19 protein-coding genes are annotated in these 25,877 nt (G+C 47.1%); 1 reads left to right on the top strand and 18 read right to left on the bottom strand.

Going from position 1 to position 25,877, the window contains the following annotated elements; genetic code table 11:
- Positions 1–158: 158 nt before the first annotated feature.
- From C9991_RS02095 to C9991_RS02110, 4 genes are all read right to left on the bottom strand, one after another.
- Positions 159–1,856, bottom strand: coding sequence for a bacterial Ig-like domain-containing protein (locus C9991_RS02095; RefSeq protein ID WP_106810976.1), 1,698 nt, complete (start codon positions 1,854–1,856; stop codon positions 159–161).
- Between the two features lie 76 nt (positions 1,857–1,932).
- Positions 1,933–3,684, bottom strand: coding sequence for a RagB/SusD family nutrient uptake outer membrane protein (locus C9991_RS02100; protein WP_106810977.1), 1,752 nt, complete (start codon positions 3,682–3,684; stop codon positions 1,933–1,935).
- 33 nt (positions 3,685–3,717) lie between these two features.
- Positions 3,718–6,924, bottom strand: a complete 3,207-nt coding sequence (locus tag C9991_RS02105) for a SusC/RagA family TonB-linked outer membrane protein (protein ID WP_106810978.1) — start codon at positions 6,922–6,924, stop codon at positions 3,718–3,720.
- A 492-nt stretch (positions 6,925–7,416) separates the two neighbouring features.
- Complete coding sequence (locus C9991_RS02110; RefSeq protein ID WP_106810979.1) at positions 7,417–10,380, bottom strand: two-component regulator propeller domain-containing protein; 2,964 nt, start codon at positions 10,378–10,380, stop codon at positions 7,417–7,419.
- Positions 10,381–10,635: 255 nt separating this feature from the next.
- On the opposite strand from C9991_RS02110, the gene tig reads away from it, so the two are divergent.
- The gene (gene tig / locus C9991_RS02115; protein ID WP_106810980.1) at positions 10,636–12,000 is read left to right on the top strand and encodes a trigger factor; all 1,365 of its coding nucleotides are present in this window, start codon (positions 10,636–10,638) and stop codon (positions 11,998–12,000) included.
- 400 nt (positions 12,001–12,400) lie between these two features.
- Here tig and ltrA read toward each other — a convergent pair whose 3' ends face one another.
- The 14 genes from ltrA to C9991_RS02185 form a co-directional block, all read right to left on the bottom strand.
- Complete coding sequence (gene ltrA / locus C9991_RS02120; protein WP_106810824.1) at positions 12,401–13,807, bottom strand: group II intron reverse transcriptase/maturase; 1,407 nt, start codon at positions 13,805–13,807, stop codon at positions 12,401–12,403.
- Positions 13,808–14,317: 510 nt separating this feature from the next.
- A complete protein-coding gene (locus C9991_RS02125; RefSeq protein WP_106810981.1) occupies positions 14,318–15,337 on the bottom strand; it encodes a beta-ketoacyl-ACP synthase III in 1,020 nt (339 codons plus the stop codon).
- Positions 15,338–15,351: 14 nt separating this feature from the next.
- Positions 15,352–15,537, bottom strand: a complete 186-nt coding sequence (gene rpmF / locus C9991_RS02130; protein WP_021993472.1) for a 50S ribosomal protein L32 — start codon at positions 15,535–15,537, stop codon at positions 15,352–15,354.
- Positions 15,538–15,543: 6 nt separating this feature from the next.
- Positions 15,544–16,077, bottom strand: coding sequence for a YceD family protein (locus tag C9991_RS02135; protein ID WP_106810982.1), 534 nt, complete (start codon positions 16,075–16,077; stop codon positions 15,544–15,546).
- Between the two features lie 72 nt (positions 16,078–16,149).
- Positions 16,150–17,331, bottom strand: coding sequence for a sensor histidine kinase (locus C9991_RS02140; protein WP_106810983.1), 1,182 nt, complete (start codon positions 17,329–17,331; stop codon positions 16,150–16,152).
- Between the two features lie 88 nt (positions 17,332–17,419).
- Positions 17,420–18,370: a serine/threonine protein kinase gene (locus C9991_RS02145; protein ID WP_106810984.1), complete on the bottom strand. Its 951-nt coding sequence runs from the start codon at positions 18,368–18,370 to the stop codon at positions 17,420–17,422.
- Positions 18,371–18,377: 7 nt separating this feature from the next.
- Positions 18,378–18,944, bottom strand: a complete 567-nt coding sequence (locus C9991_RS02150; protein WP_106810985.1) for a hypothetical protein — start codon at positions 18,942–18,944, stop codon at positions 18,378–18,380.
- 11 nt (positions 18,945–18,955) lie between these two features.
- Entirely contained in the window at positions 18,956–20,587 is a 1,632-nt protein-coding gene (locus C9991_RS02155) for a leucine-rich repeat domain-containing protein (protein ID WP_198643730.1), read from the bottom strand.
- 14 nt (positions 20,588–20,601) lie between these two features.
- The gene (locus tag C9991_RS02160; protein WP_106810987.1) at positions 20,602–21,582 is read right to left on the bottom strand and encodes a hypothetical protein; all 981 of its coding nucleotides are present in this window, start codon (positions 21,580–21,582) and stop codon (positions 20,602–20,604) included.
- A 52-nt stretch (positions 21,583–21,634) separates the two neighbouring features.
- Complete coding sequence (locus tag C9991_RS02165) at positions 21,635–22,600, bottom strand: hypothetical protein (RefSeq protein ID WP_106810988.1); 966 nt, start codon at positions 22,598–22,600, stop codon at positions 21,635–21,637.
- A 35-nt stretch (positions 22,601–22,635) separates the two neighbouring features.
- The gene (locus tag C9991_RS02170; RefSeq protein WP_106810989.1) at positions 22,636–23,595 is read right to left on the bottom strand and encodes a hypothetical protein; all 960 of its coding nucleotides are present in this window, start codon (positions 23,593–23,595) and stop codon (positions 22,636–22,638) included.
- Positions 23,596–23,618: 23 nt separating this feature from the next.
- The gene (locus C9991_RS02175) at positions 23,619–24,584 is read right to left on the bottom strand and encodes a DUF6175 family protein (RefSeq protein WP_106810990.1); all 966 of its coding nucleotides are present in this window, start codon (positions 24,582–24,584) and stop codon (positions 23,619–23,621) included.
- A 46-nt stretch (positions 24,585–24,630) separates the two neighbouring features.
- A complete protein-coding gene (locus C9991_RS02180; protein ID WP_157949337.1) occupies positions 24,631–25,125 on the bottom strand; it encodes a hypothetical protein in 495 nt (164 codons plus the stop codon).
- 212 nt (positions 25,126–25,337) lie between these two features.
- The gene (locus tag C9991_RS02185; RefSeq protein ID WP_106810992.1) at positions 25,338–25,814 is read right to left on the bottom strand and encodes a GAF domain-containing protein; all 477 of its coding nucleotides are present in this window, start codon (positions 25,812–25,814) and stop codon (positions 25,338–25,340) included.
- Between the last annotated feature and the right edge of the window lie 63 nt (positions 25,815–25,877).

Genomic DNA, 25,877 nt, shown 5'->3' on the forward strand with positions numbered 1-25,877 from the left:
TTCTCGGACATATGTATAATTTGCTGAAAGCAATGTATTTGTCCGTTCGCTCGGCTTTGCCGCTTGCCTAAGCAAGAACTTCCATCCATCGTAGATGGATTAACTTCTTCTTAACTTCAATAACTCCTTTTTGACAGACCCTCTTCAGATTTTTGTTATTATTCAAATACCAAATGACTTCCGTCTACTGTAAACGATACGAACAAGTCGCTTGGATTGATATTGTTTATACCTGTGTACCACTGATAGGTCTCTGTACCGTCGGTACCTGTAACTATTGCCTGAACATCGGCAGTACCGTTGTTACAGTTGGTTACATATACCTTAACCTTTGCACCATTCATTGTGGCAAGCCATCCAGCCCAGTCGGCATAAGCCTCAAGCTGTGTGCCAACATGTGCACAAGCGTCATAACCGCTACCCCAACCATAGTTATCGGCACGTACTACTGCATACTCGGGTGCTGTCTTTGCTGCATCGCGAAGGATAACATAGTAGTTGTTCCAGTTGCCTGCACCAGATGTGTAGTTGGTGAGTTTGAACTCGCGTGTTGCGCCAGCTGGAAGTTTAATGTCGTCTGTGCATACTGACCAGAATGCTGCTGAACAATCGGCTGCACCAAGAGATTTTGGTTCTGGAGTAACAGCAGTAACCTTCGACTCGTTCACCTTAATAGTTACCTCAACAGTCTTGCCACCATTGGCTGTAATAACAACCTTATGCTCGCCTACTGTAGCAGGGATAGTAGAGAATGTCAACTTAGAGTTGTCGAGAATCTCTGTGCGACCGTCCTGATATGTACCCTTAACCTCAAGACCTTCTGTATCGAATGCCAATGTGCGCTCTACACCAAGAAGGGCATCCGAGTTGTAGATGTAGTAGTTGGTGTGCTTAGGCTTGCTTACAAGCTCAACCTTGACTGGAGTGTCAACAACCTTAAACTTAGCGCTTGCGTTGATGGTCTTGTCAGCCTGCTTGTTGAGGAGAGTCTTGTTGAGAGTAGCTACGATGTACTTCTCGCCAAGTGTGTTGAAGTCGGGAACTACCATAAACGAGAGGTCGCTTGAAGCTACTTCCTTAACAGTACCGCCATCGTATGTAACCTGTGCCTTAATCTGTGATGTGAAGTCAGAAAGCTCTGAACCGAGGTTCACTTCCTCAGGAACATTCACAAGCTGCATAGATACTGGCTGCTGGTCTACGGCATCTGTTACATCCATCTCGTCCTTGTCGAACACGTAGTAGCATCCGTCGACGGTGAAGTCGAGGTAAAGGTCGCCCGATTCAACAGGAATACCTGTGTACTTCTGCTGCGAAACCAAGCCCTCAGTACCAACAACGTCAGCTACAACGTCGCAAGTGTTGTCGCCATAGTTGGTAACGGTGACCGTAACCTTGGCACCATTCATCTGTGCAAGCCAACCAGCCCAATCGCCAGAAGCGGTGTTGCTATGCGTACATGATGCATAGCTGTCGCCCCAGCCATAGTCGTCCGAACGAAGACAGCAATACTCTGTCTTGTCCGACTTGCGCAGCACGACAACATAGTTGTTATAGTTGTTGGCAAGTGATGAGTAGTTGGTGAAGGTTGTAGAATAAACCTTATTGCTCTCGATCTTGATGTCTTGATCAAGGTGAGCATCCCACCATGCAGACGAACAGTCGGTATTACCAAGTGTTGTAGGCGAAATCTTCGCTCCCTGGCCCTTATTGGCATTGGCTATATCGTTGATCTTCTCCGAAAGCCAGTCGGGACTATTAACACCAAAGATGTCGCTGCCCTCACATCCGGTTAGTGTTGTCATCGCCAAGGCGGCGGTGCAGAATACGGATGCCAATTTGCTTATATGTTTCATAATTGTATTTGCTAAAATTGATTGTTATGATTTAGGTGTTTATAGGAGGTACGGCTCGAAGCCGTACCACCATATTCTATTTAAGATTAACAACCGGATGTACTGTCCAACCCTTCTCCTTGAAGTAGGTAGAGTTGTCGGTAGAGTTGTTGGCTGAGTTGCCCACAAGGTTCGGGTTGTTGTTGAGTGTATTCTGCGAGATAGGCAAGAACTCGTGACCAGGAACATATGTATCAAATGGACAGATAACAGCAGCATCGCTGCCTACTTCTGAGTAAGATACTGCATCGCCAGGCTTAACACTGGTTCCCTTGCGTACAACGCTGTGCTCCTTCATCTGCTGCAGACGACCTGCATCGTAGAAGAATCCCCAACGGATGAGGTCAAGACCACGACCAAACTCGCAACCAAACTCCTTAGGACGCTCTACATTGGCAATCTGCTCAAACAACTTATCCTTAGTGTCGAAGTCGGCAAGCTTAAGACCCTTGAGTCCAGCACGGTTGCGCACCTTGTTTATCCAGTCGATAGCCTGCTGTGTAGGTCCGTTTACCTCGTTCTCGCACTCGGCTGCACGGAGCAATACGTCCGAGTAGCGCATCATGCGGAGGTTAATACCGCAGTGAAGACCTGTAACAACAGTGCTGCAAACATTGGTACGGATATTGGTCCACTTGGCAATAGGTATACCTCCATTGAGGTTGTTGGTAACGAGGTTTCTGTCTGAAGCAATCTTCTGAGTATATGCAACGTTGCCGTTCTCAAAACCTTCCCAGTCGTTTTCGTATGTGCAGAGTGTCCAGTAGAGACGTGGATCGAGCTTGCCTGCTGTTGTGCGCTCGCTCTTGAAAAGGTTGTAGAGCCAAGGTGAGGCAGAGAGGTCTGCCCAACCACCAAAGTCGCCCGGACAGAAGTTAGACTCTACTGCATGTCCCTGTGTAGCGTTAGGCGATGTGTTTACTGGTGTCCACTCGTCGTCGGTACCCTGTGTACCATAATCGAGATACTGTACTTCGAACAAACTCTCAATATTATTCTCGTAGGCCGAGCCTTCGCGGAAGTTGTCGCCGTAGTTGGCTACAAGGTCATACTTGCCATACTTCTTTCCGATGATGTCCTTCAACACTGTTAAAGCCTCACTATACTTATGACGCTGCATAAGAGCACGTGCATAATAGCCGGCAGCCGAACCGCATGTGGCACGACCCTTAGCCCACTCGCCTCCCTCGTCGCGTGAAGGCAACAAGGTCATAGCTTCCTTAAAGTCGGCTTCTACTTGGTCGAGCACCTCGTCGTACGAGTTGGTCTTGCCATACAGACCGTCGAGTGTTGAGTATGTATCGTAGTCGGTGATGAGAGGCACATTCTGATAGTAACCAGCGAGGTTGAAGTAAGAGAAGGCACGCAGGAAGAGAGCCTGACCCTTGATGCGCTTCATTGCCTCAGTGAGGTTGGCATCGTCGTTGCCAGTGCGAGAGAGGATGAAGTTGCACACATTAATAGTATAGTAAGCCTCGCGCCAGGGCCACTCGGTGATTTCGTTGGTGATTGGTGCGTTAAAGTTATCGAACTCGAGGTACCATACCTGTGACGAGTTCCATACCTCGTCACCACGAGTGAGGTCGATGGTATAACCCACACGGCCTGTTGAACCTTCGATACGTATGTGGTTGTAGGCAGCAATGACACACTCCTCAAGATCGTCGGAGGTGAACTTGTCAGTGGTCTGCTGGTTGGGGTTGGTAAGCTCCAACTTGTCCTCACATGATGTAAGCGACACTGCGCTCAAACCGAGGAATGCTGCAAGTGCATAATTATATAGTTTCATAATTGGATTTACGTTTATTAGTTATTGTTTCTATTAGAATGTGAAGTGCAGACCTGCCATGAAGCTACGTGCGCTCGGGAACGAGCAGAAGTTGTAGCCCGGTGTGAAGGTGCCGCCAGCATAGTCGACGTTGTAGCCCTTATAGCCTGTGAAGGTGTAGAGGTTCTGTGCCGATACGTAGGCACGTACACCTGTAACAAGACCCTTGAACCAACGGTCGGGGAAGTTGTAGCCAAGCTCTACGTTGGCAATCTTCCAATATGCAGCATTCTGTATCTTGCGTGAGCTGAAGAGGTCGTTCCAAGCAAGGGTTCCCTTATTGTCTACGTATGTACGTGGAACATTTGAGAGATATGTAGAGCCATCCTCAGAGAAGCGGTTGGCATCTGCCATAGCTACATCCTTGTTGCCCCAACCATAGCAAGAGTTAAGGCTGTTGTAGATGTCGTCGGCTACGTGGTAGTTGAGGGCGCCGTATGTAGAGATGCTGAGGTCGAAGCCCTTGTACTCCATGTGTGCGCTCAAACCGAAGTTCATCTTTGCCAAACCGCTGCCAAGCACTGTCTGGTCGTAAGCGTCGATAACACCGTCGGGCTCGCCGTTAGGACCAGAGATGTCCTTGTATAGGCAGTCGCCTACATTTGCTCCCTGCTGTGTGGCGTGGTTATCAAGATCGCTCTGTGTGCGGGCGATGCCCTCATACACCCAACCATAGAACTTACCTATCTCCTTGCCTACGTATGTGGCGTATGCACCTGTGATGTACGACTTGGTGCAAAAGCCAAGAGAGGTTACGCGGTTGCGCAATGTGCTGAGGTTGGCTGAGATGTCATACTTGAACGGGTGGTCGTGGTTGCGGTATGTAGCCGAGAACTCGAAGCCGCTGTTCTCCATTGAGGCAGCGTTCATTGTTACGGTAGCGTTAGCAACACCAGTCTGTGTTGGCACTGGCACACCGTAGAGAAGGTCCTCCGAAGTGTTCTTGTACCACTCGGCTGTAAACTCGAAGCGGTTGTTGAACATGGCAAGGTCGATACCTACGTTGGTTGACTTCTTCTTCTCCCAAGCGATGTTCTTGTTTACAAACTCTGAAACGGCAGAACCTGTAACCACGTTGTTGCCGAAGCTATAGGTCATATTGTTGCGCTTCATTGTTGCCATATACATATACTCGCCAATGTTCTCGTTACCAAGCACACCATAGCTGGCACGAATCTTAGCCATGTTGATGATTTTCTTGCTTACTGGGAAGAACTTCTCCTTGTCAAGACGCCAACCCAATGACACTGAAGGGAAGGTACCCCAACGGATGTCCTTAGTAAGACGTGAGCTACCGTCGCGACGGACAACTGCAGAGAGCAGATACTTCTCGTCGTAGTTGTAGGTCAAACGGCCGATGTATGAGGCAATGGCGTGACGATACTCATACGACTCTGAATATGTATTGGCTGCATTCTGAAGCTGGAGATAGTATGGCTCTGTAAACTTGATGCCCCATCCTGTAAGCAGGTTGGTGTTCTCCTCCTCATATGTCATACCTCCGAGGAGGTTGATGTTGTGCTTGCCGATGTGGCCATCGTATACAATGGTGTTCTCGATAAGGGCATCAGCATAGTTGCGCGAAGCCTTGGTAAGGCGCTCGTTCGACTTGTCGAGATATACACGGTTAGACTGTATCCATGCAGGAATCCATGTCTTGTCCTTTGCCTCGGTCTTACTGTAAGAGAGGTTGAGGTTGTAGTGCAAGCCGTGGTTCTTAAGGTTAAGACCAACCATCTTAAAGAGGTCGACGTCGGCAGATGCTGTACCCACGAAGCGGTCTACCACGGTGTTGCGCTGCAACATAGTGTTGACAAGTAGCGGGTTGGATGCCGAGATATCGCCATGTACTGTGTCGTAGTAGACACCATAGCCATAGGCATCGTAGTGGTAGTTGTTGGCGGCGCCTACCTTGTCGTCGAGCACCCATGTCGAATTGTCGTAAGCCTTGATAGTAGGCTGCATAAGCAAGGTGCTGCGAAGCACGTTAGACACGCTGCCATAAAGACCTTGCACATACTCGCCTGCGTTAGACAGACCCATATTGTCCTGATTTGAGTGCGAGTAGACCATACTTGTGCGGAACTTGATGAACTTTGTCTCCATTGTGTTGTTCACACGTGCGGTATAGCGCTCGTAGTTAGGACCTGCTCCCTCAAGTGTACCCTTCTGGTTGAAGTAGTCGAGCGATACATTATATGTGCTCTTTGCACTACCACCGCTCAAGGCTACGTTGTGATTCTGGCGGATACCCGTCTTGAACACTTCATTAAACCAGTCGGTGTTGGTATCATCCTGGAAGTGATAACGACCGTCCTCGCCCATTTTGTAGCCACTTGGGAGTGTGGTGCCCGAATTGGCGCAAGCCTGACCGATATAGTCGCTATACTGCTCAGCGTTCATAACGTCGTATGTGCTACTTGGTATAACGTCGGCACCAAAGTAGCCCGAGTAGTTCACCTTGAGAGGTTGGTCCTTCTTACCATTCTTTGTTGTGATGATAACCACACCGTTTGCTGCACGCGAACCATAGATGGCGCCTGCCGATGCATCCTTTAGAATCTGGATAGTTTCAATATCGTTAGGAGAGAAGTCGCGTATGGTGGTACCCATTGGCACACCGTCGACAACATAAAGAGGATATGTGCTACCGAACGAACTGATACCACGAATACGTACTTGTGGGTCGGCACCAGGCTGACCGTCTGACGTAATCTGTACACCGGCTACCTTACCCTCGAGCATTGTAGAGATGTTCGAGTTGGATACCTTCTTCATTTCCTCAGCATTAACAATAGCAACAGAACCGGTGAGGTCGGCCTTCTTCTGTGTACCATAACCTACAACAACAACCTGCTCAAGCATATTGTTGTCAGGGGTAAGCTCAATTTTTTCGATGATAGCGCGGCCGCGAACTGCAACCTCGCTGGTTTTGTAGCCAAGATAGCTAACAAGCAGAGTGGCATTGGCATCTACGTCCAGTACAAACTTGCCGTCCATGTCGGTAACAGTACCGGCCTTAGAATTCTTAGCCTTAACTGATGCACCCATAAGCGGAGCACCGGTTTCGTCAACAACCTGTCCCTGAACCTTAATGGTTGGGGCTTGTGCTACAGCTGCACTTGCCTGAACTGGGGCAACAACGGTTGCACCGCCCATAGCACCGAGGCATAGCATCATTGAGAATAGATTTTTCCTCATTGTTCTGAATTTTAGGTTTTTGATATTATTAGATGTATTATTATCGCTCTTGTATGCCAAACAATAAACTTGACATATATACCATAAATGTCGGGTTGGTTTTGAATGTTTAGCTTAAGTATAAACAACAAACAGAGAATGTAAAGAAAGTGGAGATATGTGCTTGCTCCACTTTCGTACATCCGCAGTTTTTCTCATTATTAATACTTGCTCATGACAGTTATTGGTGTAAGGTAATTTTGATTGATTGCTTAACGTCTGTAATGTAAACAATGTTGCTTGTGCAACTTTTCGGTGGCAAAATTACACTTATTCGTGTTTTTTATGGTGGATTATTGAAATAAAAAAGGTGGACAAATAGTGTAAATATGCTGTTTAAACCATATTTACATATTTATCCACCTACTGTGTACCCACACAATAAAAAAAATGATATATATCAACCACGTGGACATATTTGTCGTAGGTGGATGAACGATTTTTATACTATTTCTACTCGCCTCTATAGGCCGAAGGGGCCACTCCATACTGCTTTGTAAAGCAACGTGTGAAGTATTTCGGGTCGTTGAAACCCACTCTATAGGCTATTTCTGTTATATTTCGGTTGGCTACATTATCCTTTAGCATGCGTTTGGCAATATCGAGTCGGTAGTTGCGCAAGAACTGCGAAGGGGGTAGTCCACTCTCGGCATTGAGCCTTTTACCAAGTAATGTACGGCTCATGCCCATTATGTCGGCAAGCTCTTGAACACCAAACTTCGAGTTGCTGTAATTGGCTTCCATTACCTCCATTATGCGCTCCATAAACGGACGCTCATTAGCTTCTACCTCCATACGGTCGGCTTCAATGGTCTTTTGTTGGCTTTCCTTGTAGCGTCGTTGGTTCTCAAGTATCGACTTTATACGTGTCTGCAACTCGCCAGGTTCCTCGCTCTCCTTGAGGGCATCCTCAATAGGTTGGTATAGCGATTTTACCTCAAGCTCGCGCATCTTTTCCATGCGGCGCAGGAAGAAGTAACGTGTAACGATAATGCAACATAATATTATAATGAGCACAAACCACCAACTCTTGTAGAAGTATGGTGTAACGCTGACATCGATGGATATAGTCTGCTCGTGGTCGGTACCGATGTATGGCGAATACTTTACATAAAACTCGTAATCGCCAGCCGGCAGAGCCGAATAGCGCACACTGTGTTGACCAGGCTGCAGTTTTATCCAATCGTCCTCATAACCCTTCATTCTATAGCTGTACACTCCTTGATTCTCGCCCGCGAAATTTAGTGCCGAGAAACTTATGGTAAATGATCGGTCGCCCTCGTGCAACTTTATCTTGCGGGCTGTAGTTATGTTGCGGTTGATATAACTGCTGCCTGCAAACACCTGCTGATTGTTGACACTAAGCTCGGTAAAACGCAAGTTGCACACCTGACTATTGGCATTGTCCATACCCGCAACCGCCATCATGCCACGTTCGGTGCCAAGATATATGGTGCCCTTGCGGTCGCGCACGGCGCCGTTATAGTAGAACTGCGAGCATAACAGTCCGTCATTCTTAGTATAGTTGTTAAACTGACGTGTACGCGGATTATATACCGACAACCCATAGCCAGTTGTAATCCACAGACGTCCCTGGTTGTCTTCCACAATGCCCGTAACCGAATTGTTTGCAAGTCCGTCGCTTGTGGCAAAAGTCTCTATACTGGTTTTGCCGTCCTTAGAGCGTGTAACACAATACATGCCATAACCATTGCTGCCCATCCACACCTTACCATCGCGGGTCTGGCAAAATGATATAATCTTGTCGAAAATGCGGCTGTTAGGCTTGTCGAGCTTGTACACATTGTGATAAGCCTTAAAGAATCGCTTGCCCTTACTGCGCGATTTAAGCTCCACCGTTACCATACCTCGTGTGCAGCCCACCATAAGCTGACCGTCCTTTGTTACCAAGCTACCTATACATCCCTTTATGTTGCGGCAGTCGGGAAACGGGTCTTCCAGACTATGGGTATTCAGATTGTAGAAGAATAGGCCCTCGTTAGCACCTATCCACATGCCGTTGTTTATGCGGTCGTAGGCAATGGCTCCTATAAACGTAAGCATATACTGATGGTCGGGGTCTACATTCAATCGCCAAATGTTATCGGGATTATTGGGATTGACAACAGCCACTCCTCCACCCCATGTTCCTATCCATATGTTGCCTTTGCCATCAGGAGCAAGGGTAGATACCGAGTTGTGAGGCAAGTTGGAGTTGTCCACGCGATAATGCACAAATTCCTTACTTCCAGGATGCATAACGTTGAGTCCTCCCTCTACCACACCTACCCATATAGAGCCATCAGGAGCTGCATACATGGCATTTACGGCATTGCGGGCAAGAGAAGTTTGGTCGTCGGGGTTGTTAGCATAATATGCTATGTGCAACTGACGCGGCACAAGCTTTACAACACCTCCCGTCTCGGTGCCAACCCATATACGTCCGTTCTTTACCAATATCGAGTTGACAAAGTTGCTGCTCAGAGGATTTACCTGACTCATGCTGTTCCAATGTTCCACCACACCCGTCTTGTCGTCTATTATATCCACGCCGCAAAGAGTACCTACAAGCAGTCGGCCCTCAGGCGATATGGCAAGACTTGTCGTAACATTATGTTGCAAGGTGTGGCGTTCGTCGTATGTATGAAACTGGCGTCCGTCACTACAAAACAAACCATCATTAGTTGCAAGCCATATCTTATTGTTATACTTGATGATACTTGCCGCATAGCGGTTGGACAACGGAGCAAACATCGCTGTGATGTCATTCTGTACCAACTGACCCTCGCTGACACATATATCGCTAACCCTACCGTTGTTGCACACCACAACAGAACCACGTCCATAGACATCGCACATGCCAAACTCGGGTGCGGCAGTGGGACAAGGTGTTGTAAGTATCGACGCTACCTTGCCATCCTTATCAAAAGCAATGCGCACTATCTCAAGTGTTGTGGCTATCCACACACATCCTTTCGAGTCGCAATAAGTGCGCATGCACACACTATTGAGCAACTGATGCAGACGCTCGGCCAATTGGGAATTGACACAAGGCGGCACAACCGGATGCATTGTCTCAAGGTCGAGCACCTGAGGTCCTTCCTCAAAAGCAATCCACAAACGGCGGAAATTATCCTCGCTTACATTACGACAACTGTTACTGCGCAATGCCGTAGGCGTGGCGGTATAGCCTAAACTCGCCACCTTATAACCGTCATAGCGCACCAATCCACCTCCGTGTGTACTTATCCAAATAAATCCATACGAGTCCTGAAAGATGTCGTCAGCAAAGTTATTTGGCATTCCGGATGCCATATTAAGGTAACTCACATTGTACTTGGCGGTCGTATAGCTTTGGGCAATACACCCCATCGACACAATGAGCGCAACCAATAGGGATATAATAGATTTTATCATCTGAAATTCGGCTTTTTCTGTTTATTAGGGATAACAATCTGCTGCAAATATAGCAAAAAAAATGATAATATCGCACCTCGCATCAACCGAATAGCAACCACTTTTGGATTATTTGTTAAATTCGCCAAAAACAGCCACTTTTTTCATCTTAGTGTGCCGTATATATATAAAAAATGTGTAATTTTGCACAATCGTGCCAAAACTGCAACAATAAATAAAAAAACAATATATAAATTTCTACATTAAAACAAGAAAATGAACATTTCATTTGAAAACTCAGACAAAGTGAATGGTCTGTTGACTATCACAGTAGAAGAAGCAGACTTCAACGCCTCTGTCGAGAAGACTCTTAAGGACTACCGTAAGAAGGCTAACATTCCTGGATTCCGTCCAGGTCAGGCTCCTATGGGATTAATCAAGCGCCAGTTTGGTGCTTCTGTACGCTACGATGCCGTTAACAAGTTTGTTGGCGAGCAGCTCTACAAGTACATCCAGGACAATAACATCCAGATGCTTGGCGAGCCTCTGCCTTCTGCAAAGCAGGAGACACCTGCCGACATCGAAAAGCCAGCTCCTTACACATTCGTATTCGACATCGCTGTAGCCCCAGAGATCAACATGACTCTCGACGGTCGCAACAAGATCGATTACTATACTATCAAGGCTGACGACAAGCTCATCAATGAGCAGATCGAGATGTATCAGAGCCGTGCCGGTAAGTACGAGAAGGCAGAAGAGTATAACGCTGAGCTTAACGACATGCTCAAGGGCGACCTTCGTGAGCTTGACGCTGAGGGCAACACTAAGGAAGGCGGCATCACCGTTGAGGGTGCTGTGCTTATGCCTTCATACATCAAGGTTGACGAGCAGAAGAACCTCTTCAACAACGCTAAGCCAGGCGATATCATCACATTCAACCCACGCAAGGCTTACCCAGAGGGCGAGGCAGAGATTTCTGCTCTCTTGAAGATCGACCGCGAGGTTGCTAAGGATCTCGAGTCTAACTTCAGCTTCCAGATTACAGAGATACAGCGCTTTGTTAAGGCTGAGCTCAACCAGGAACTCTTCGATCAGGTATTTGGCGAGGGTACAGTTAAGAGCGAGGACGAGTTCCGTGCCAAGATTGCTGAGGGTCTTAAGCCACAGCTCGAGGCTAACTCTGACTACAAGTTTATGCTCGACGTTCGCACATATTGCGAGAACAAGGTTGGCGAACTTACATGGCCAGACGAGCTTCTCAAGCGCATTATGCTCCTTAACAACAAGGATAAGGGCGAGGACTTTGTTGAGAAGAACTACGCTGAGAGCATCAAGCAGCTCGAGTGGCACCTTATCAAGGAGCAGCTTGTAAAGGCTAACGAAATCAAGATTGAGGACGCTGACGTTAAGGATGCTGCTATCGAGATGGCTCGCATGCAGTTTGCTCAGTACGGCATGACTAACGTTCCTGACGAGTATGTTGAGAACTACGCTAACGAGCTTCTCAAGAAGCGCGAGGCTGTAGACAACTTCGTTGAGCGTGCTATCGACGTTAAGCTCGCTGCTGCTCTTAAGAGCACCGTAACCCTCAACAACAAGGAGGTTACTCTTGACGAGTTCAACGAGATGATGAAGGGCTAATAACTCCACTCACAATTAAGATTAAATCTTAAACATACAAATGGCCGCAAGGATGTAGACATACAACCTTGCGGCCATTTTCTTTATACGGCTTTATAAGGCCCATTATTGGCTTTCCAAAGCAATGTATCCTCCCACTAAAGGCAATATTATATTACTTGCTTATTTTAATAATATTACTTGCCCATTTTAATAATATTACTTGCTCATTTTAATAATATTACTTGCTCATTTTAATAATATTACTTGCTCATTTTAATAATATTACTTGCTCATTTTAATAATATTACTTGCTCGGTGAATATATAATCGAGTAGGAGGAAAACGAAGCAGTTTTCTTCCTACTTTCGTTTTCCGACCTCTCACACCACCGTACGTGCGGTTCCGCATACGGCGGTTCCTATTTTGGATACCATTCGAGATACGCCTCCATTAAAGTAGCATACCCTGCGGAGCGTAGTTTATTGTTATCTATCGCCCTTTTTAGAACAGGGCTGTCAGCTATTCGCCAATAGCCCTTGCGAGTGTTACCCCATTCGTATGCTTGGTATTTATTGATACCGCATCTAATGAGGTTTGCCACTTTTGTCTTGACTTTCTTCCAAGCTTTCCATATACACATGCGTATTCTACGTCTTAACCATTCGTCTGTTACAAGCAAGAGACGCTTCATATTGGCAAAGTGATAATAGCCGACCCAACCTCGTATGTATTCTTTCAGCTTCTGCTTTCTCTTGGCATATCCCCATCCATTGCTGCGGTTTGTCAGTTCTTTCAACCTTGACTTCATCTTGGCTTTGGACTTTGGGTGCACCGTGAGTTGGCATTCGCCTTTCATCACATAAAAGGAGTAGCCGAGGTATTTCACTCCGCGCACATACGACACTACGGTCTTTTCCTTGTTGACTTTGAGATATAGAGTATTCTCTATAAATCGGGTTATAGACTCCTTCACTCGCATTGCAGCCCTTTTGGACTTGCAGAATATCATCGAGTCATCGGCATAGCGCACAAAGGGGAGTTCTCTGCGTTCAAGTTCCTTGTCCAATTCGTTGAGCATTATGTTACTCAACAATGGACTTAGCGGACCGCCTTGGGGAGTTCCTTCCTCGCTCGCTTCAAACAAACCTTTGTTCATTACACCACTTCGGAGATATTTGTGTATAAGACTGACCACTCTGCCGTCTTTTATCGTACGGCTGAGGATTTCTATGAGTTTGCTATGGCTCACCGTGTCGAAGAAGCGTTCAAGGTCAAGGTCGACTACATATATGTAGCCTTCGTTGACTATCCTTCGCGCTCCTCGTAGTGCGTCATGGCATCCTCTTCTCGGACGGAAGCCGTAGCTCGTCTTGGAGAATTGGTTCTCATAGATGGGAGTCAATACTTGGTTGATGGCTTGTTGCACCAGACGGTCTACTACTGTAGGTATTCCCAACAGGCGCATCTTGCCATTGTCCTTGGGTATTTCTACCCTTTTTACTGGGTTCGGACGGTAAGAACCGTCCATCAAGGAACGGGTGAGTTCATCCTTATTGGTCAGGAGCCATGGGAACAATTGCTCGCACGACATCTTGTCGATACCACCACAGCCCTTGTTTCTCATAACTGCTTTGTATGCTCGATTGAGATTTGTGGGACTAAGAATTTGCTCGAAAAGGTGTTCCTTGTCGAATGGTACTTCCACGATGTTGTCTTCACACATCCACATGAAGGTCTGCACTCCCCCATACCATTCGGTTTCCGACCTATTTCTTTGGGGGCAGCCATTAACTTGGGATAATGTTTTCTGCATTCTTTCCTTCATAAGGTATGTTTCAATTACTATCGTTTAATTGTTAGGTTCAGCCCTTCGTGCAACGTTATCGATTGTTGCACTACTATGACGTCTGCTGACTTCTCACGGCAAGCTTTACTCCACTTCTTTCGTAAAAACAACTATTTGAAGCGTCCGTGAGACCTCCTCGGATAAGGGCGTTGTCTTTCCATCTTATACCTACTTCATTTACACCGACCGTTCCGAATAGCTATTGGGCTTTGGTTTGAATAGCAACCTCACCCACGGTCACATGCCTTATATGAAGTTTCTGTCCGTTAGGTCAGATGTTTGTCTTGGGCTTCCTTCAGATTTCATCTCGCGATGAACACCCTTGCCTTTGACTATGCAATTCCCGCTATTAGGGCTTGCTCGGGACTTTCACCCGTTAGACAATGCTCATGCCGAGCGTACTATCAAAAAAAAGCACGTAGGGCATTGTCTGAAAGACAAAAGCCTAACGTGCTTTTTATTTGAGATAATATGTTTCTCTTGATTGGCTTACTTAACCTCTGCAACAGCAGAACCATCGTAAGCCCACTTATAGAAGGAAGCTCCGTGAACGAAACCTGCTCCGAAAGCGGTGAAGATGACGTTGTCGCCCTTCTTCATGTTTTTCTCATTATCCCACAATGCCAAAGGAATTGTGGCGGCACTTGTGTTGCCATAATGCTGGATGTTTACTACTACCTTTTCCATAGGCAGACCTACACGCTTGGTTACAGCCTCAATAATACGAAGGTTAGCCTCGTGAGGAACAACCCACTTAACGTCATCAGCTGTAAGCTCGTTGCGCTTCATCACCTCAGCCACGTCGTTGCTCATATCAGTAACGGCATAGCGGAACACGGTGCGTCCCTCCTGATAGAGGTAATGCAGACGGTGGTCAACTGTGAAGTGTGACGGTGGACATACAGATCCACCCGCCTTCATATGAAGGAACGGAAGACCGATGCCATCTGTACGTAGGTAAGAATTCTGCACGCCTACGTTCTCTTCCTCAGTAGCCTCTACAAGTACAGCTCCAGCTCCATCGCCGAAGAGCACACATGTAGCACGGTCGGTATAGTCAACCAGCGACGACATCTTATCGGCACCGATAACGATTATCTTCTTATATCGACCACTCTGAATCATTGATGCAGCAACATCGAGCGAATAAAGGAATCCGCAACATGCTGCCTCAAAGTCGAAAGCAAAGGCATTCTTCAGTCCAAGTTTACCAAGAACGATAGATGCCGTAGAAGGGAACTTGTAGTCGGGAGTTGTAGTGGTAACGATCAGCGCATCAATTGTGTCGGGATCAACTCCAGTCTTCTTGATGAGCTGCTTGGCCGCTTTACGTGCCATATAGCTCGTGCCGAGACCTTCCTCTGTAAGGATATGACGTTCCTTGATTCCGACACGGGTCATAATCCACTCGTCGCTGGTGTCTACCATGCGCGACAATTCCTCATTATTGAGAACATAGTCGGGCACATAGCCGCCAACTCCGGTGATTACTGCGTTTATCTTTCCCATCGTGTGGAGAAATATTATTCAGCTACTTCCTTTACGATAGCCACCTTGCCACGATAGTAGCCACAAGTTGGGCATACTGTGTGGTATACATAGTAAGCGCCACAGTTAGGGCATACTGCCAATGTAGGAGCTACTGCCTTATCATGAGTTCTTCTCTTAAGTGTACGTGTCTTTGACTGTCTTCTTTTAGGATGTGCCATTTTCTTTTAATCTTTAATTATTGTTTTTAATTTTTCTAATTCATTCCAACGCGGATCTACCGCTTGCTCTTCATTCGCGCCACTACTTCGGGTAGCTGAGTGTTCTTCGAGAACCTTTATCATCGCCGCGTTACATTTTCCAGGTGTATGCACGTGCTTAGCGGGAATGTTAAGTGCTATAAATTCGTAGATGAACCACGCCACGTCGAGTATGCCTTCTCGCTCATCAACGGTGATGAGGTCATCGTCTTCGGAATATTCTTCACCAAATTTCACTATTAGTCGGTCGTCCGTCTCAATAGCTTGTTCCATATCGTCAAGACAGATATCGCACGGAATAACGACAGTGCCCTCGGTATGGAAGTCGAACTCAAAATAGTTCTCTGTGCGCTTTACATTTACAGACACACTAATATTGCCACGCTTTATTTCTTCCTCGTCAAGTGACTCGAAATAAGCGTCGCCCAAACTGAAGTTGAGCGTGCTTACGCCCTCGTTCAGTTCCTTCAAATCTATTTTAAGTACCTCTAAACTACACATTTGGTGTGCAAAGTTACTAATATTTTCCGACATACAACAAAATCTTTACAAAGTTTTTGATTTTTAGTGTGTTTATTTCTTCAGTTCTATTCGGAACGTAGTTCCAACGCCCACTTCCGACCACTTTACCCAAATACGTCCCTTATGATATTCCTCTATAATGCGCTTGGCAAGCGATAGTCCGAGTCCCCATCCTCGCTTCTTTGTTGTAAAGCCAGGACGAAACACGTTGCGCAAGTCTTTCTTGCGTATTCCCTTGCCCGTGTCGGTCACTTCGATTACTGCCTTCGTTGGCTCCTCCCACATCTTTAGAGTTATCTTGCCTTCGCCACCCATTGCGTCGACGGCATTCTTTGATAGGTTCTCTATAACCCACTCAAACAGCGAGGCATTAATCTTTACACGTATGTCGGTTTCAGGAAACTGGCGTATCATTTGCACCTTGTTTGACGTGCGACGATCCATATAGTCTATCACGTGTTCCATTACCTCCTTAAGATCAGTCTCTACAGGTTCGGGCAGGGAGCCAATCTTTGAGAATCGGTCAGCGATAAGCTGCAATCGTTTTACGTCCTTGTTCATCTCTGGTATCAGGTCGTCGTCGGGATAGGTTTCCTTCAATATCTCCACCCATGCCATCAGACTTGATATCGGTGTACCCAGCTGATGGGCTGTTTCTTTCGACAGTCCTACCCACACTTTATTCTGTTCGGCCCGCTTGGATGTAAGTAGCGCGAATATGGCAATCACTACAAAAATCATTACTACACCCAATTGTACATAAGGATAGGATGCCAGTCGGCGCAACATAACCGAGTCGTCGTAGCACACGTTGATATAATCGGCTGAAGAAGGATTTGCATCCAGGTTGTCATCCAAGGCAATGCGTATGTCGCGTCGTTCGCGCAGCAGTTTGTGTCCCAAATTGGTTACAAAGCGCATGGTATCGGCTTCGTTGGCACAGTCGGTTATATCAAGATTGCGATAAGCCTGGACTTCTCCCGCCGAATCGAGCACAATAACGGGAATTGTGTTGTTTCCGTTAATAACCTTAAGCACAAGGTTTATGTCGGTGTTCTCGTCGGCACGGTTGAGGGTGCGCATTGCCTCTGCCCATACCTCCATTTTGTTGTGCTCCTCCTTGGCAAGGTCGCTAATGAGGAAATGGGACACAACAAGCGACGCCACGGCGATAATCACCGCGGCGAACACAAGTATAATCTTAACTCTACGTATTTGGTCGGTCCATTGCATATAAATGTATAACGCAATTATCGACAAATTATTATTGAAGTTTATGAATTAGTATTGTAATGAAAGCTCACCCCAAATGATGAGAGCCTCACCAAAGACTACTATCCATCACCTTGTTAGCTGCTCCTGCAGAAACAGTATCGGCATTTACAGCGTCTGCTGGTGTGGTTTGGCGTGTGCTCATCATCACACCGATGATGACAATCAGCACCAATGCCAATGCTATGAGTAGAACGTTCACCATCGCCAACGACCTGCCCTTGTCTGCCATCAGAAGCCTTACCTGCGCAATGTCAGCAGGACGATGGGCACAATCGGCTGTAGCACACTTCCGCCCCACCCTCACCAGTTGCTTGCTACGTACAGCCTCAGCCATATACTCCAACACCTTTCCAAACGAATAGATGTCGGCGCTGGGACTGCTTATAGCATTTGGCTGCAACTGCTCGGGGGCTATATAGCCACGTGTGCCTGCCGGAATCTTAAGCACGCAGAACGTCTCGCTGTCCGATAGTCCAAAATCTATCAGCTTTACGTCGCCGCCACGATGTGTAAGCATGATGTTCGACGGCTTGATGTCGCGGTGTACTATCTGCTTGGCGTGCATATACTCCATAGCATCAAGCAGCTGAGCAGCTATCTTATGTACCACCTCTTCAGTAATCTTGCCGCCTTTCACAGCCGTCTCAAGCGTCTCGCCGTCCACATATTCCATGACGATACACTCGCCAAGGTCGCCCACTGGCTCCATGCTTATAGTGCGGCAGATGTTGGGATGATCGAGTTGCAATCCTATCTCAAACTCCTTCATCAGCGCCTGACGATACACTGGCGTATAACGAAAATCCGTCTTCAGGCATTTCAGCACATAGCGCTTGCCATATCTCACGGCTGTGAACATACGCGCATGGCCCGACTTCGACACATAGCACTCGCTGATATTGGTGAATCCGTTGTCGGCTCGTGCTACGTTAAAATCCGATTCGCTATCTATGTCTACCACATATCCCGAAGTAGGGCGGTTTTCACTGTCATTCATAATCTGTCTAAATTATCTTTCTCACTATCGAAAGTCCGCCATTGCGTCCTGCCACAAAGGGTGGTGTACGTTCGCCATTACGCTCTATATACGGCAGGTACAGCGGCTGTTCCTTAATGAAACATCCTGTTACAAACATATCATCCGACTGCAACTTGCTGTTATGCGCTTCCACTACACGATATGCACTATCGCCTATGTATTCAAGACGAAGCAGACGATTGGGTGCCCACCCTATCTCCACATTATCACCTCGCTCCAAGTCGCTGCTCACAAGTTGGCAAGCATCAAAAAACGACGAATTGTAGCGGGTGCTGTTCTTCAGCCAAAGCAGAAACGAGGCATAGTCCTTATGTCCTATATATGCCGATAGAGAGTCGAGGGTCAGCATGCGCGGCTTATGGCTGTCGCTGACATAGCCGTACAGTCGCTTCAATGTCGACGGCGACACGAATATCTCATGTCGAAGGCGCAGTATTACCGAGAACTCCTCAAAGTCGGTGGTCGTGGTAAGGTGCTTGCCGTAATGCTCCTCAACAAGGCGTTTCAGCTCTTCTATTTCTGGTGTATTCATAGGTTCTTCATTTATATGTCATCAATTATATTCTCAAACTGGTCCCAGTATGACTTTGCCCGATAATACTCCTCTCTGCCTTTCGGCACATGCACGCGGCACGTCTTCAGAAAGTCGGTAGCAACATTGGCAAATGTATTGTTATAGCAAACTGGTGGCAACGCAGCACCGATGTAAATGTCAGTAAGCGGACAACCGTCGAAGACGTATTCGTTTATAATGTCCACTTTCTTGCCAAGGCGCACCGTGGTAAGGTGGCTGCATTTCTGAAACAGTCCGGAGGGCAGCTGCTTAAGGGTGGAGGGCAGCACCACTTCCTTCACCTTGCTGTTATAGAAGGCACACATACCCAACTTGGTCAGTCCGTCGGAGAATACGAATTTCTCCACGTTGCTTTCGCGGAAGGCATAGTCGCCAACGCTCTCTATGGTAGAGGGCAATGTGTATTCGCCCTTCTTGCCCATAGGGAACCAGAGTATGCGTTTACCATCACTGCTCAAGAGTACACCATCCTTACTCATGAAGTAGGTGTTGGCTGCCGACACGTCGATGTTCTCCAGCGATGTACAACCAGCCGATGGACTTACCGTACTTACCGATGCTGGGATGGTGATGCTGCGCAGAGAGGTGCAGCCCTCGAAGGCTTCCTTCTCTATCTTGACAGCTCCCATTGGCAACTTGATGGTATTCAGACCAGTGCAAGCACGAAACAGACCTACACCTATCACTCCGTCCTCTGTAAATCGTGATTCGCCATACTCGCCACCACCCGCAACGATGCTTGCTCCCGAAATATCGAGATCGGCAAGACGTCCGACTGTAGGATGGTTTTCCTCATCACGTCCTGCCATGATGCGCAGCGTGCGCAGATCGTCGCCATTAAGCGGGCCTACTAGAGAAAGACTGGTAATATTGAATATCTGGTCGCCGAGGAGGGTGGAAAGAATGCCTGCCTTACCAAGCACAACGGCTGAAGAGGTAGTGAACTGGATGGCTTCGCCTTCCGACTCGCCTACGCTGTTGACAGCAAAGGGCTTGATGGTGTACGTAATATTGGACTGCAGACCGTCAATAAACAGACTGTACATTCCATCGTCGTCAGCCTTTCCGCTCTGCATGATAGTTTTCTCGCCTCCCTCGATGCCTTCGCCCGAAACACGGCAACCGCAGGATGTGACGAGTTCGCCGCCATTGTCCGTGATGCTGTAGCCTACGATAAGACTAACCGGAGCGCTACTCAGCACTTTCGCCTTGCTTACCGTAGGGCGTTCGTTGGGCTGCGTGGCAAAGCTGACCATCTCGCCAGAGAGCGAGGCTGAGCCATTGGTGCCATGAAGCATATAATAATAGGTGGTGCCAGCATTGAGCGTGGATAGGTGCATACTGACATTGCCGTCGGCATCAGCCAATACTTCCTGCCTCTCAGACATGCTCTCGTCATTGCCATAACTGAACCAAAGACTGGGCATGTCCACCCCTTTTTCCTTGACACACTTGCCCAATAGCGTGGCTTCCGTACGACTAATGTCCATAGCCGGAAGCGTCTGGAGGCGAGGCTCTAAGTTGTACGGACTGTCACTGCTACAAGAGCAGACCGTCACGACAGCCATCAACAATAATATATAGAGAATACGATTATTCATAATCGGTACATTTTTTACTTGCGCTTTGTTATCATTCCAGTCTTTCCAAGGCATATTCCTACGCCTATACATCCCTGCCATTGCTTGCCGGCAATGGTCAGTGCCGACGCACTGAAGCTGAATCGTCCTACCGAAGCTACAACGCCAAGCTCTGCCGCAAAGCCTTTATGACTGAACTTTTCATTACGTAACCAACCACCGCCCTCGCTGTCGGCAAGCTGCCATGCAGTGGTCTGACTGCCATAGCCCACGCCTTCGAATATGTTGAGCAAGCCATTCAGACGATGTATGCCACCCACGGTTAGGGCATAGACAGAAGTCTGCGTGCGTCCAGTATAATAAGGTGTGTTGCCGGTAGAGGGTCGATAACCATCGCTATTGCACGAACCTATCGTCGTGGGCGACGAATGCAGATTGCTGCTCACATGCACATAAGCACCATGACGACGCATCAAGGCTGCCATTACGCCCCACGAGGGTCCATCGGTATGTAGCGAGGCTGTAAGCAACGTGAAGGCATGAAACTGAACTATGCGTCGGGGCGGTGCCACGGTCACGGTGTCGACGATGGTTTGAGTATATACTATAGTGTCATGCTTCTCCACCACAGCGGTCTGTGGTAGGCGGAGACGCATCTCATAGGTCATGCGGCTCTCAAGCTTCGTGCCGAACTTATAGTCGCGTAGCACTCCCCATTGCGGATGTTTCAGCGTTATACTCTTGGTACCTTTGGGTAGGAAAAGCCATATCTCGCCCACCTTGTCGCGACGTTCTACAATGCCCAGAGGCGAAGAGAAGGCGAAGTCAGCTGGTGCCACAACCTTAAGCAATGCGCATGCCTCGCCATTAAGGTCGCGTACGGCATCGATGAAGGCACTCACATCGGTAGGCAACTGACGGAAACTCTCCACCGTAAAGGTGCTGTCGGGCGCAGCCAATGCGACTGTCGCTGCTGCAGCCTTAGCATCGTTCAACGGCAGACACGACAATATCATAGTATACACCACGCAAAGCATAACTTTACGTAGCGAAAAATGCAGTTGATTGTTATTTTGTATGTACGGGGCGGATAGAGAACAAATCTCTGAATCCACCAAGTTTAAACTCCTTGCTGTCGTAAAGATAGACATTGTATACTTCTCTGCCTGTCTGCTCCGACGTGTGATACCATGCACAAGGTAGCACGATGCTCTTGCCAGAAGGTCCGGTCACGACGTAGTAATTGTCATACTTCTTCCATTGACACTTGTCGATAAGCTCTTGCCACTGTGCCTTAGTCGGCATGCTCCAGCCTTCGCCAAGAATGTAAGTAGCGACATCAAACTCAGCATTGCCAGCAATATCCATCGGGGCTTCCTTGGTTCCGAGATAATCCCACATGCCCAGTCCTCCCCAAGGATAACCGTCGCCCACTGCAAATAGATACTTGTGGTTCTCATATTGGGTGTTGTTATATCTAACAATCGCGTTATCATGGGCACTTGTCTTGGTCATACAATAATTGTTGTATTTGTTGTATGCCGAATACAGCTCCCTTATATCCATCGACTTGAGATACTCCTCGTATGTCATTGTCATCGGATAAGTGCTGTTCTTATTATTAGTGAACGAGGGTTTTTCCATTGGCTGGATGCCAAGTTCGTCCTCCAGCTCCTGCAAGGTCTGCTCCAAGGTCTTGTGCTCAGTGACCGGGCTCACGGAGCCAAGGTTTGAGGAAGCCCACTTCACCGACAGTCCTAAGTCCACATAGCCATAATATCCTTCCGTACCACGACCTTCGGTCTTTTTCTTGTCTGTGTAGACTTCAGGGTCCATGTTTTTATATTCGGGATGTTTGTCATCAGAATCGGTGAATCCCTGGGGATAAGTCAAGGCATTGATTTCGTCAATTATTGCCTGACGGTCTGTAAAGAAATTGTCACCCACGAAGATTTCATTGTCGTCACTGCTGCACGACGTGAATATCATTGCGCCTCCAAGTATCAATGAGGCAAACAAGTATTTCTTGTTCATAATAAGTGTTTATTGTTATGATTCTTATATGTTTCTTACCACCAATAATAGTGGTATACAACTTTAGGCTGGCTCTCCACGTATGCCTTTGCCACTGATGCTGCCGCACGTACTGTGGCAATCTGCACCTCCTTCTCGTCCTGCGCCTTCTGCTTCTCAAGCTGGAACTCACGGTCACTTACAGCCTTGATGCGTGCAGCCATCTCCGTCTGTAGGCTCTTAGCTTCAGCCTGCACCTTTGCTGATGGCATCACAAGACTCTTAAGTATATTGCTTGCCGTAGCTGCTCCGCTTTCTGTTGGATCAGAACTCCATGCCGAGCGTGCCTGACGGACAATATCAAGATTTTTCTTCTCGAGCGACGTGCTGCCATACTGTGCTATGAGCGACTGCGCTGTCTGAAAATCCTTGTTTCCCATCGGTATGGCAAAGAGCATGTTCATCGCCTCGTCATACTTTCCTACTGCGGCAGAAGCCTTGGCGGTCTGGATGATGTTGGCAGCCATACGGTCATAATATTCCGTGATGCGTTGCTTTCCCTTTGCCACAGCCTCCTGCAATTGTGGCAGAGCAGGATTCAGCTTTCTCACGGCGGCAGCTATGGCTTGGTCCTCAGAGTCGCCGATACCTTTCGCCTCGGTAGAAAAATTAGAATAGAGTGTGCCGTCAAGACCGTCACCTACGTATATGCCTATGCTTACCAACACGGCATTCTTCTGCGGAACGGTCTGAGTCTGCTCGCTTCTCAACTTCTGTATATGCCCCGTTATGATGAAACGGTTGTCGAAGCCCGAACCCGACATGCCATTAGCTGTGGCTATCTGATTGAGCTTAGTCTTTAGCATGGCGGTGGCTTTCGCTTCAAGACCGTCGTTCTCTGGCACTACTGGATTGAGACATATCACTCCGATGGCTTTCGCCGATTGTGCTTTGACGGTTGTGGCAGTGCCGTAGAATAATGCAGCCAATGCCACCACTAAAATCCTTACCTTCATGATAATATGTTATAACGTATTTTTTATTTTCCGCCAAGCACAACATATGCCTTGCCGATACCTACTGGTACAGTGGCAACAGACACTCCGAACTGAGAAAGGAAAGATGTGATAGGCTTTATGAAGCCCTCCATATTGATGGCCTTAGGCTTTCCACCGAATTTGCCCTTGCCGAAAAGCGGGAAGCGAACCTGCTCATAAGACATTCGGTTGCGAGTCTTGCCGTTCTGTGTGAATGAGCCATTCACGGTGTTCTCGTTCATCCAGTAGTCAATAACTTCGCTCAACTCACCGGTTTCGCCATTCAGAGTAACGTCCGACTCGAAGTTGAGAGGACAGTCGCTGGCAATCTTGAAGATAACCGAACCTTCGCGTCCATTGGCAATCAAATCATCGAAATGTCTCTGTATGCTTCCGGTAAAATTATCAATGAACCCTAATACAGACTCTTCGAGCAATGTTGAGATCGGTGCACCAGATGCCGAGCTGCGACCCATCTCACCGCCAATCTGCTTGCTTGTAGCTGCGTCAATGGAAGTAACACGAAACTCCACCATATTGCGCGGACCATGAGTGGTGCGTGTGAAAGCTATATTAACAAGGATGTCAGCCTGAGCCACACGCGTAAGCTGATCGAGCTCGTCCTCCACAATCTCACCGTCAGCCTTCGATGTAAGAGCCATATCCATCGCACCCTCGTTCTTAAGTTCGTCGAGCGCACTCTGCAAGTTCTTCAACGGATAGCCACGCTCCTGCATAATGCCACCCATCTTGGTGATAACATTAAGCACATCATCATTAAGAAGAGCCTTTTCATAATCAGGTGTCTTTGGGTCGATACTCTTGACAAAACCATTGTTCACACACCAAGCTTTCTCAGGAATAACCATGATAATAGGTTTCATGGCCTTAGGTTGATTGGCTGTGGTCTGAGCAAAGGTTAATACGGCAAATAGGAAAGCCACAAAAGACAAAACTATTCTTTTCATTATCTATGATTTAATTTGAATTAATAATTACCATTATTATATGGGATTAAAAATAGCTATTGAGCTTCTTGATGATACCTTCATCTTCCAGAAGCTTACGAAGATTGTCATACATCACAACAACAAAGATTCCGACTTTACGTCCTTTACCCGTCTTTACATTGTTTTCACCAGTGGGATAACCAGTGTTGACATTCTTCACATACTGAAAGAATTCGCCCTTCTTAAAAAAGGTATCAAAAAACTGCTTGTGTTCTTCGTAAACGCTCCTATCAGCAACAAGTGGCGGAATCTTACCTGCTATCTCGTTTCCTTCCACCCCAGTAAAAATACAAGCTGCCACAGCATCCTGCATAGCCATATCAATAGCCTTATCCGGAGAACTTGCAACACCCCAAGCTTTTAAGAATTTTGTGCCCTGCTGGGCAACACGAACAATCTGTACCTCATAGCTATGCGCCATATCAAAATGATAACTCTTGGCATTAAGCGAACTGAAAGCTATGATCATAAACACAAATAAAAATGCGATTCTTTTCATGTTATGTTTTATTAATTTTTATTATCATTAACTTTTGTGCAAAGTTATTAGATATACATGACCTGCACAAGTCCATAATGGTTCACAAATAGAAATTATACGGACAAGGTAGTCCGTAGAAACAACTATGGCGTTAAAGTAATCGTTTCGTCAAAATGAAACAGACTGCTTTAACGCCATATTATTAAATAATGTGTATGTGTAGTTTTTCTTCATACCGTGGCAAGCTTTGCAATAAACGGAGCTATTATTTCAGCTGCCTTTTCGAGATATTCTCTGTCCACGTCGTCGAATGTGGACAGTTCGGTGCTGTCAATGTCTATCTCACCTACTACTATGCCTTCTGAAAAGATAGGTACAACAACCTCTGATCTTGACAACGACGAACATGCTATATGACCGGGAAACTCTTCCACATCCTCTACCACAATACTGCGACCTTCCTTCCAAGCGGTGCCACAAACACCACGTCCATGCTTTATCCTTGTACACGCTGGAGTGCCCTGGAAAGGTCCGAGAACCAACTCATTGCCATCGACAATATAAAAGCCTACCCAGAAATACTCCTTAGGAAAGACCATCTTCATCACCGCAGCACAATTCGACAACACACTTATGGCTTTGTCTTCTGCATTTGCAAACACCTCTATCTGTGATAGAAGTTCACAATATTTTGACTGTTTATCCATTTTATAAGAGTTTTCCACAAAAATAGCAATTTTATCTTGTATAAAAGATAAATGATTACAAAA

Source organism: Prevotella merdae (genome assembly GCF_900290275.1).
Taxonomy (GTDB): Bacteria; Bacteroidota; Bacteroidia; order Bacteroidales; family Bacteroidaceae; genus Prevotella; species Prevotella merdae.

Bases quoted from the DNA above. Each gene is read 5' to 3' on its own strand.
- C9991_RS02095 (WP_106810976.1), bottom strand. From the start codon at position 1,856: ATGAAACATATAAGCAAATTGGCATCCGTATTCTGCACCGCCGCCTTG.
- C9991_RS02100 (WP_106810977.1), bottom strand. From the start codon at position 3,684: ATGAAACTATATAATTATGCACTTGCAGCATTCCTCGGTTTGAGCGCA.
- C9991_RS02105 (WP_106810978.1), bottom strand. From the start codon at position 6,924: ATGAGGAAAAATCTATTCTCAATGATGCTATGCCTCGGTGCTATGGGC.
- C9991_RS02110 (WP_106810979.1), bottom strand. From the start codon at position 10,380: ATGATAAAATCTATTATATCCCTATTGGTTGCGCTCATTGTGTCGATG.
- tig (WP_106810980.1), top strand. From the start codon at position 10,636: ATGAACATTTCATTTGAAAACTCAGACAAAGTGAATGGTCTGTTGACT.
- ltrA (WP_106810824.1), bottom strand. From the start codon at position 13,807: ATGAAGGAAAGAATGCAGAAAACATTATCCCAAGTTAATGGCTGCCCC.
- C9991_RS02125 (WP_106810981.1), bottom strand. From the start codon at position 15,337: ATGGGAAAGATAAACGCAGTAATCACCGGAGTTGGCGGCTATGTGCCC.
- rpmF (WP_021993472.1), bottom strand. From the start codon at position 15,537: ATGGCACATCCTAAAAGAAGACAGTCAAAGACACGTACACTTAAGAGA.
- C9991_RS02135 (WP_106810982.1), bottom strand. From the start codon at position 16,077: ATGTGTAGTTTAGAGGTACTTAAAATAGATTTGAAGGAACTGAACGAG.
- C9991_RS02140 (WP_106810983.1), bottom strand. From the start codon at position 17,331: ATGCAATGGACCGACCAAATACGTAGAGTTAAGATTATACTTGTGTTC.
- C9991_RS02145 (WP_106810984.1), bottom strand. From the start codon at position 18,370: ATGAATGACAGTGAAAACCGCCCTACTTCGGGATATGTGGTAGACATA.
- C9991_RS02150 (WP_106810985.1), bottom strand. From the start codon at position 18,944: ATGAATACACCAGAAATAGAAGAGCTGAAACGCCTTGTTGAGGAGCAT.
- C9991_RS02155 (WP_198643730.1), bottom strand. From the start codon at position 20,587: ATGAATAATCGTATTCTCTATATATTATTGTTGATGGCTGTCGTGACG.
- C9991_RS02160 (WP_106810987.1), bottom strand. From the start codon at position 21,582: ATGATATTGTCGTGTCTGCCGTTGAACGATGCTAAGGCTGCAGCAGCG.
- C9991_RS02165 (WP_106810988.1), bottom strand. From the start codon at position 22,600: ATGAACAAGAAATACTTGTTTGCCTCATTGATACTTGGAGGCGCAATG.
- C9991_RS02170 (WP_106810989.1), bottom strand. From the start codon at position 23,595: ATGAAGGTAAGGATTTTAGTGGTGGCATTGGCTGCATTATTCTACGGC.
- C9991_RS02175 (WP_106810990.1), bottom strand. From the start codon at position 24,584: ATGAAAAGAATAGTTTTGTCTTTTGTGGCTTTCCTATTTGCCGTATTA.
- C9991_RS02180 (WP_157949337.1), bottom strand. From the start codon at position 25,125: ATGAAAAGAATCGCATTTTTATTTGTGTTTATGATCATAGCTTTCAGT.
- C9991_RS02185 (WP_106810992.1), bottom strand. From the start codon at position 25,814: ATGGATAAACAGTCAAAATATTGTGAACTTCTATCACAGATAGAGGTG.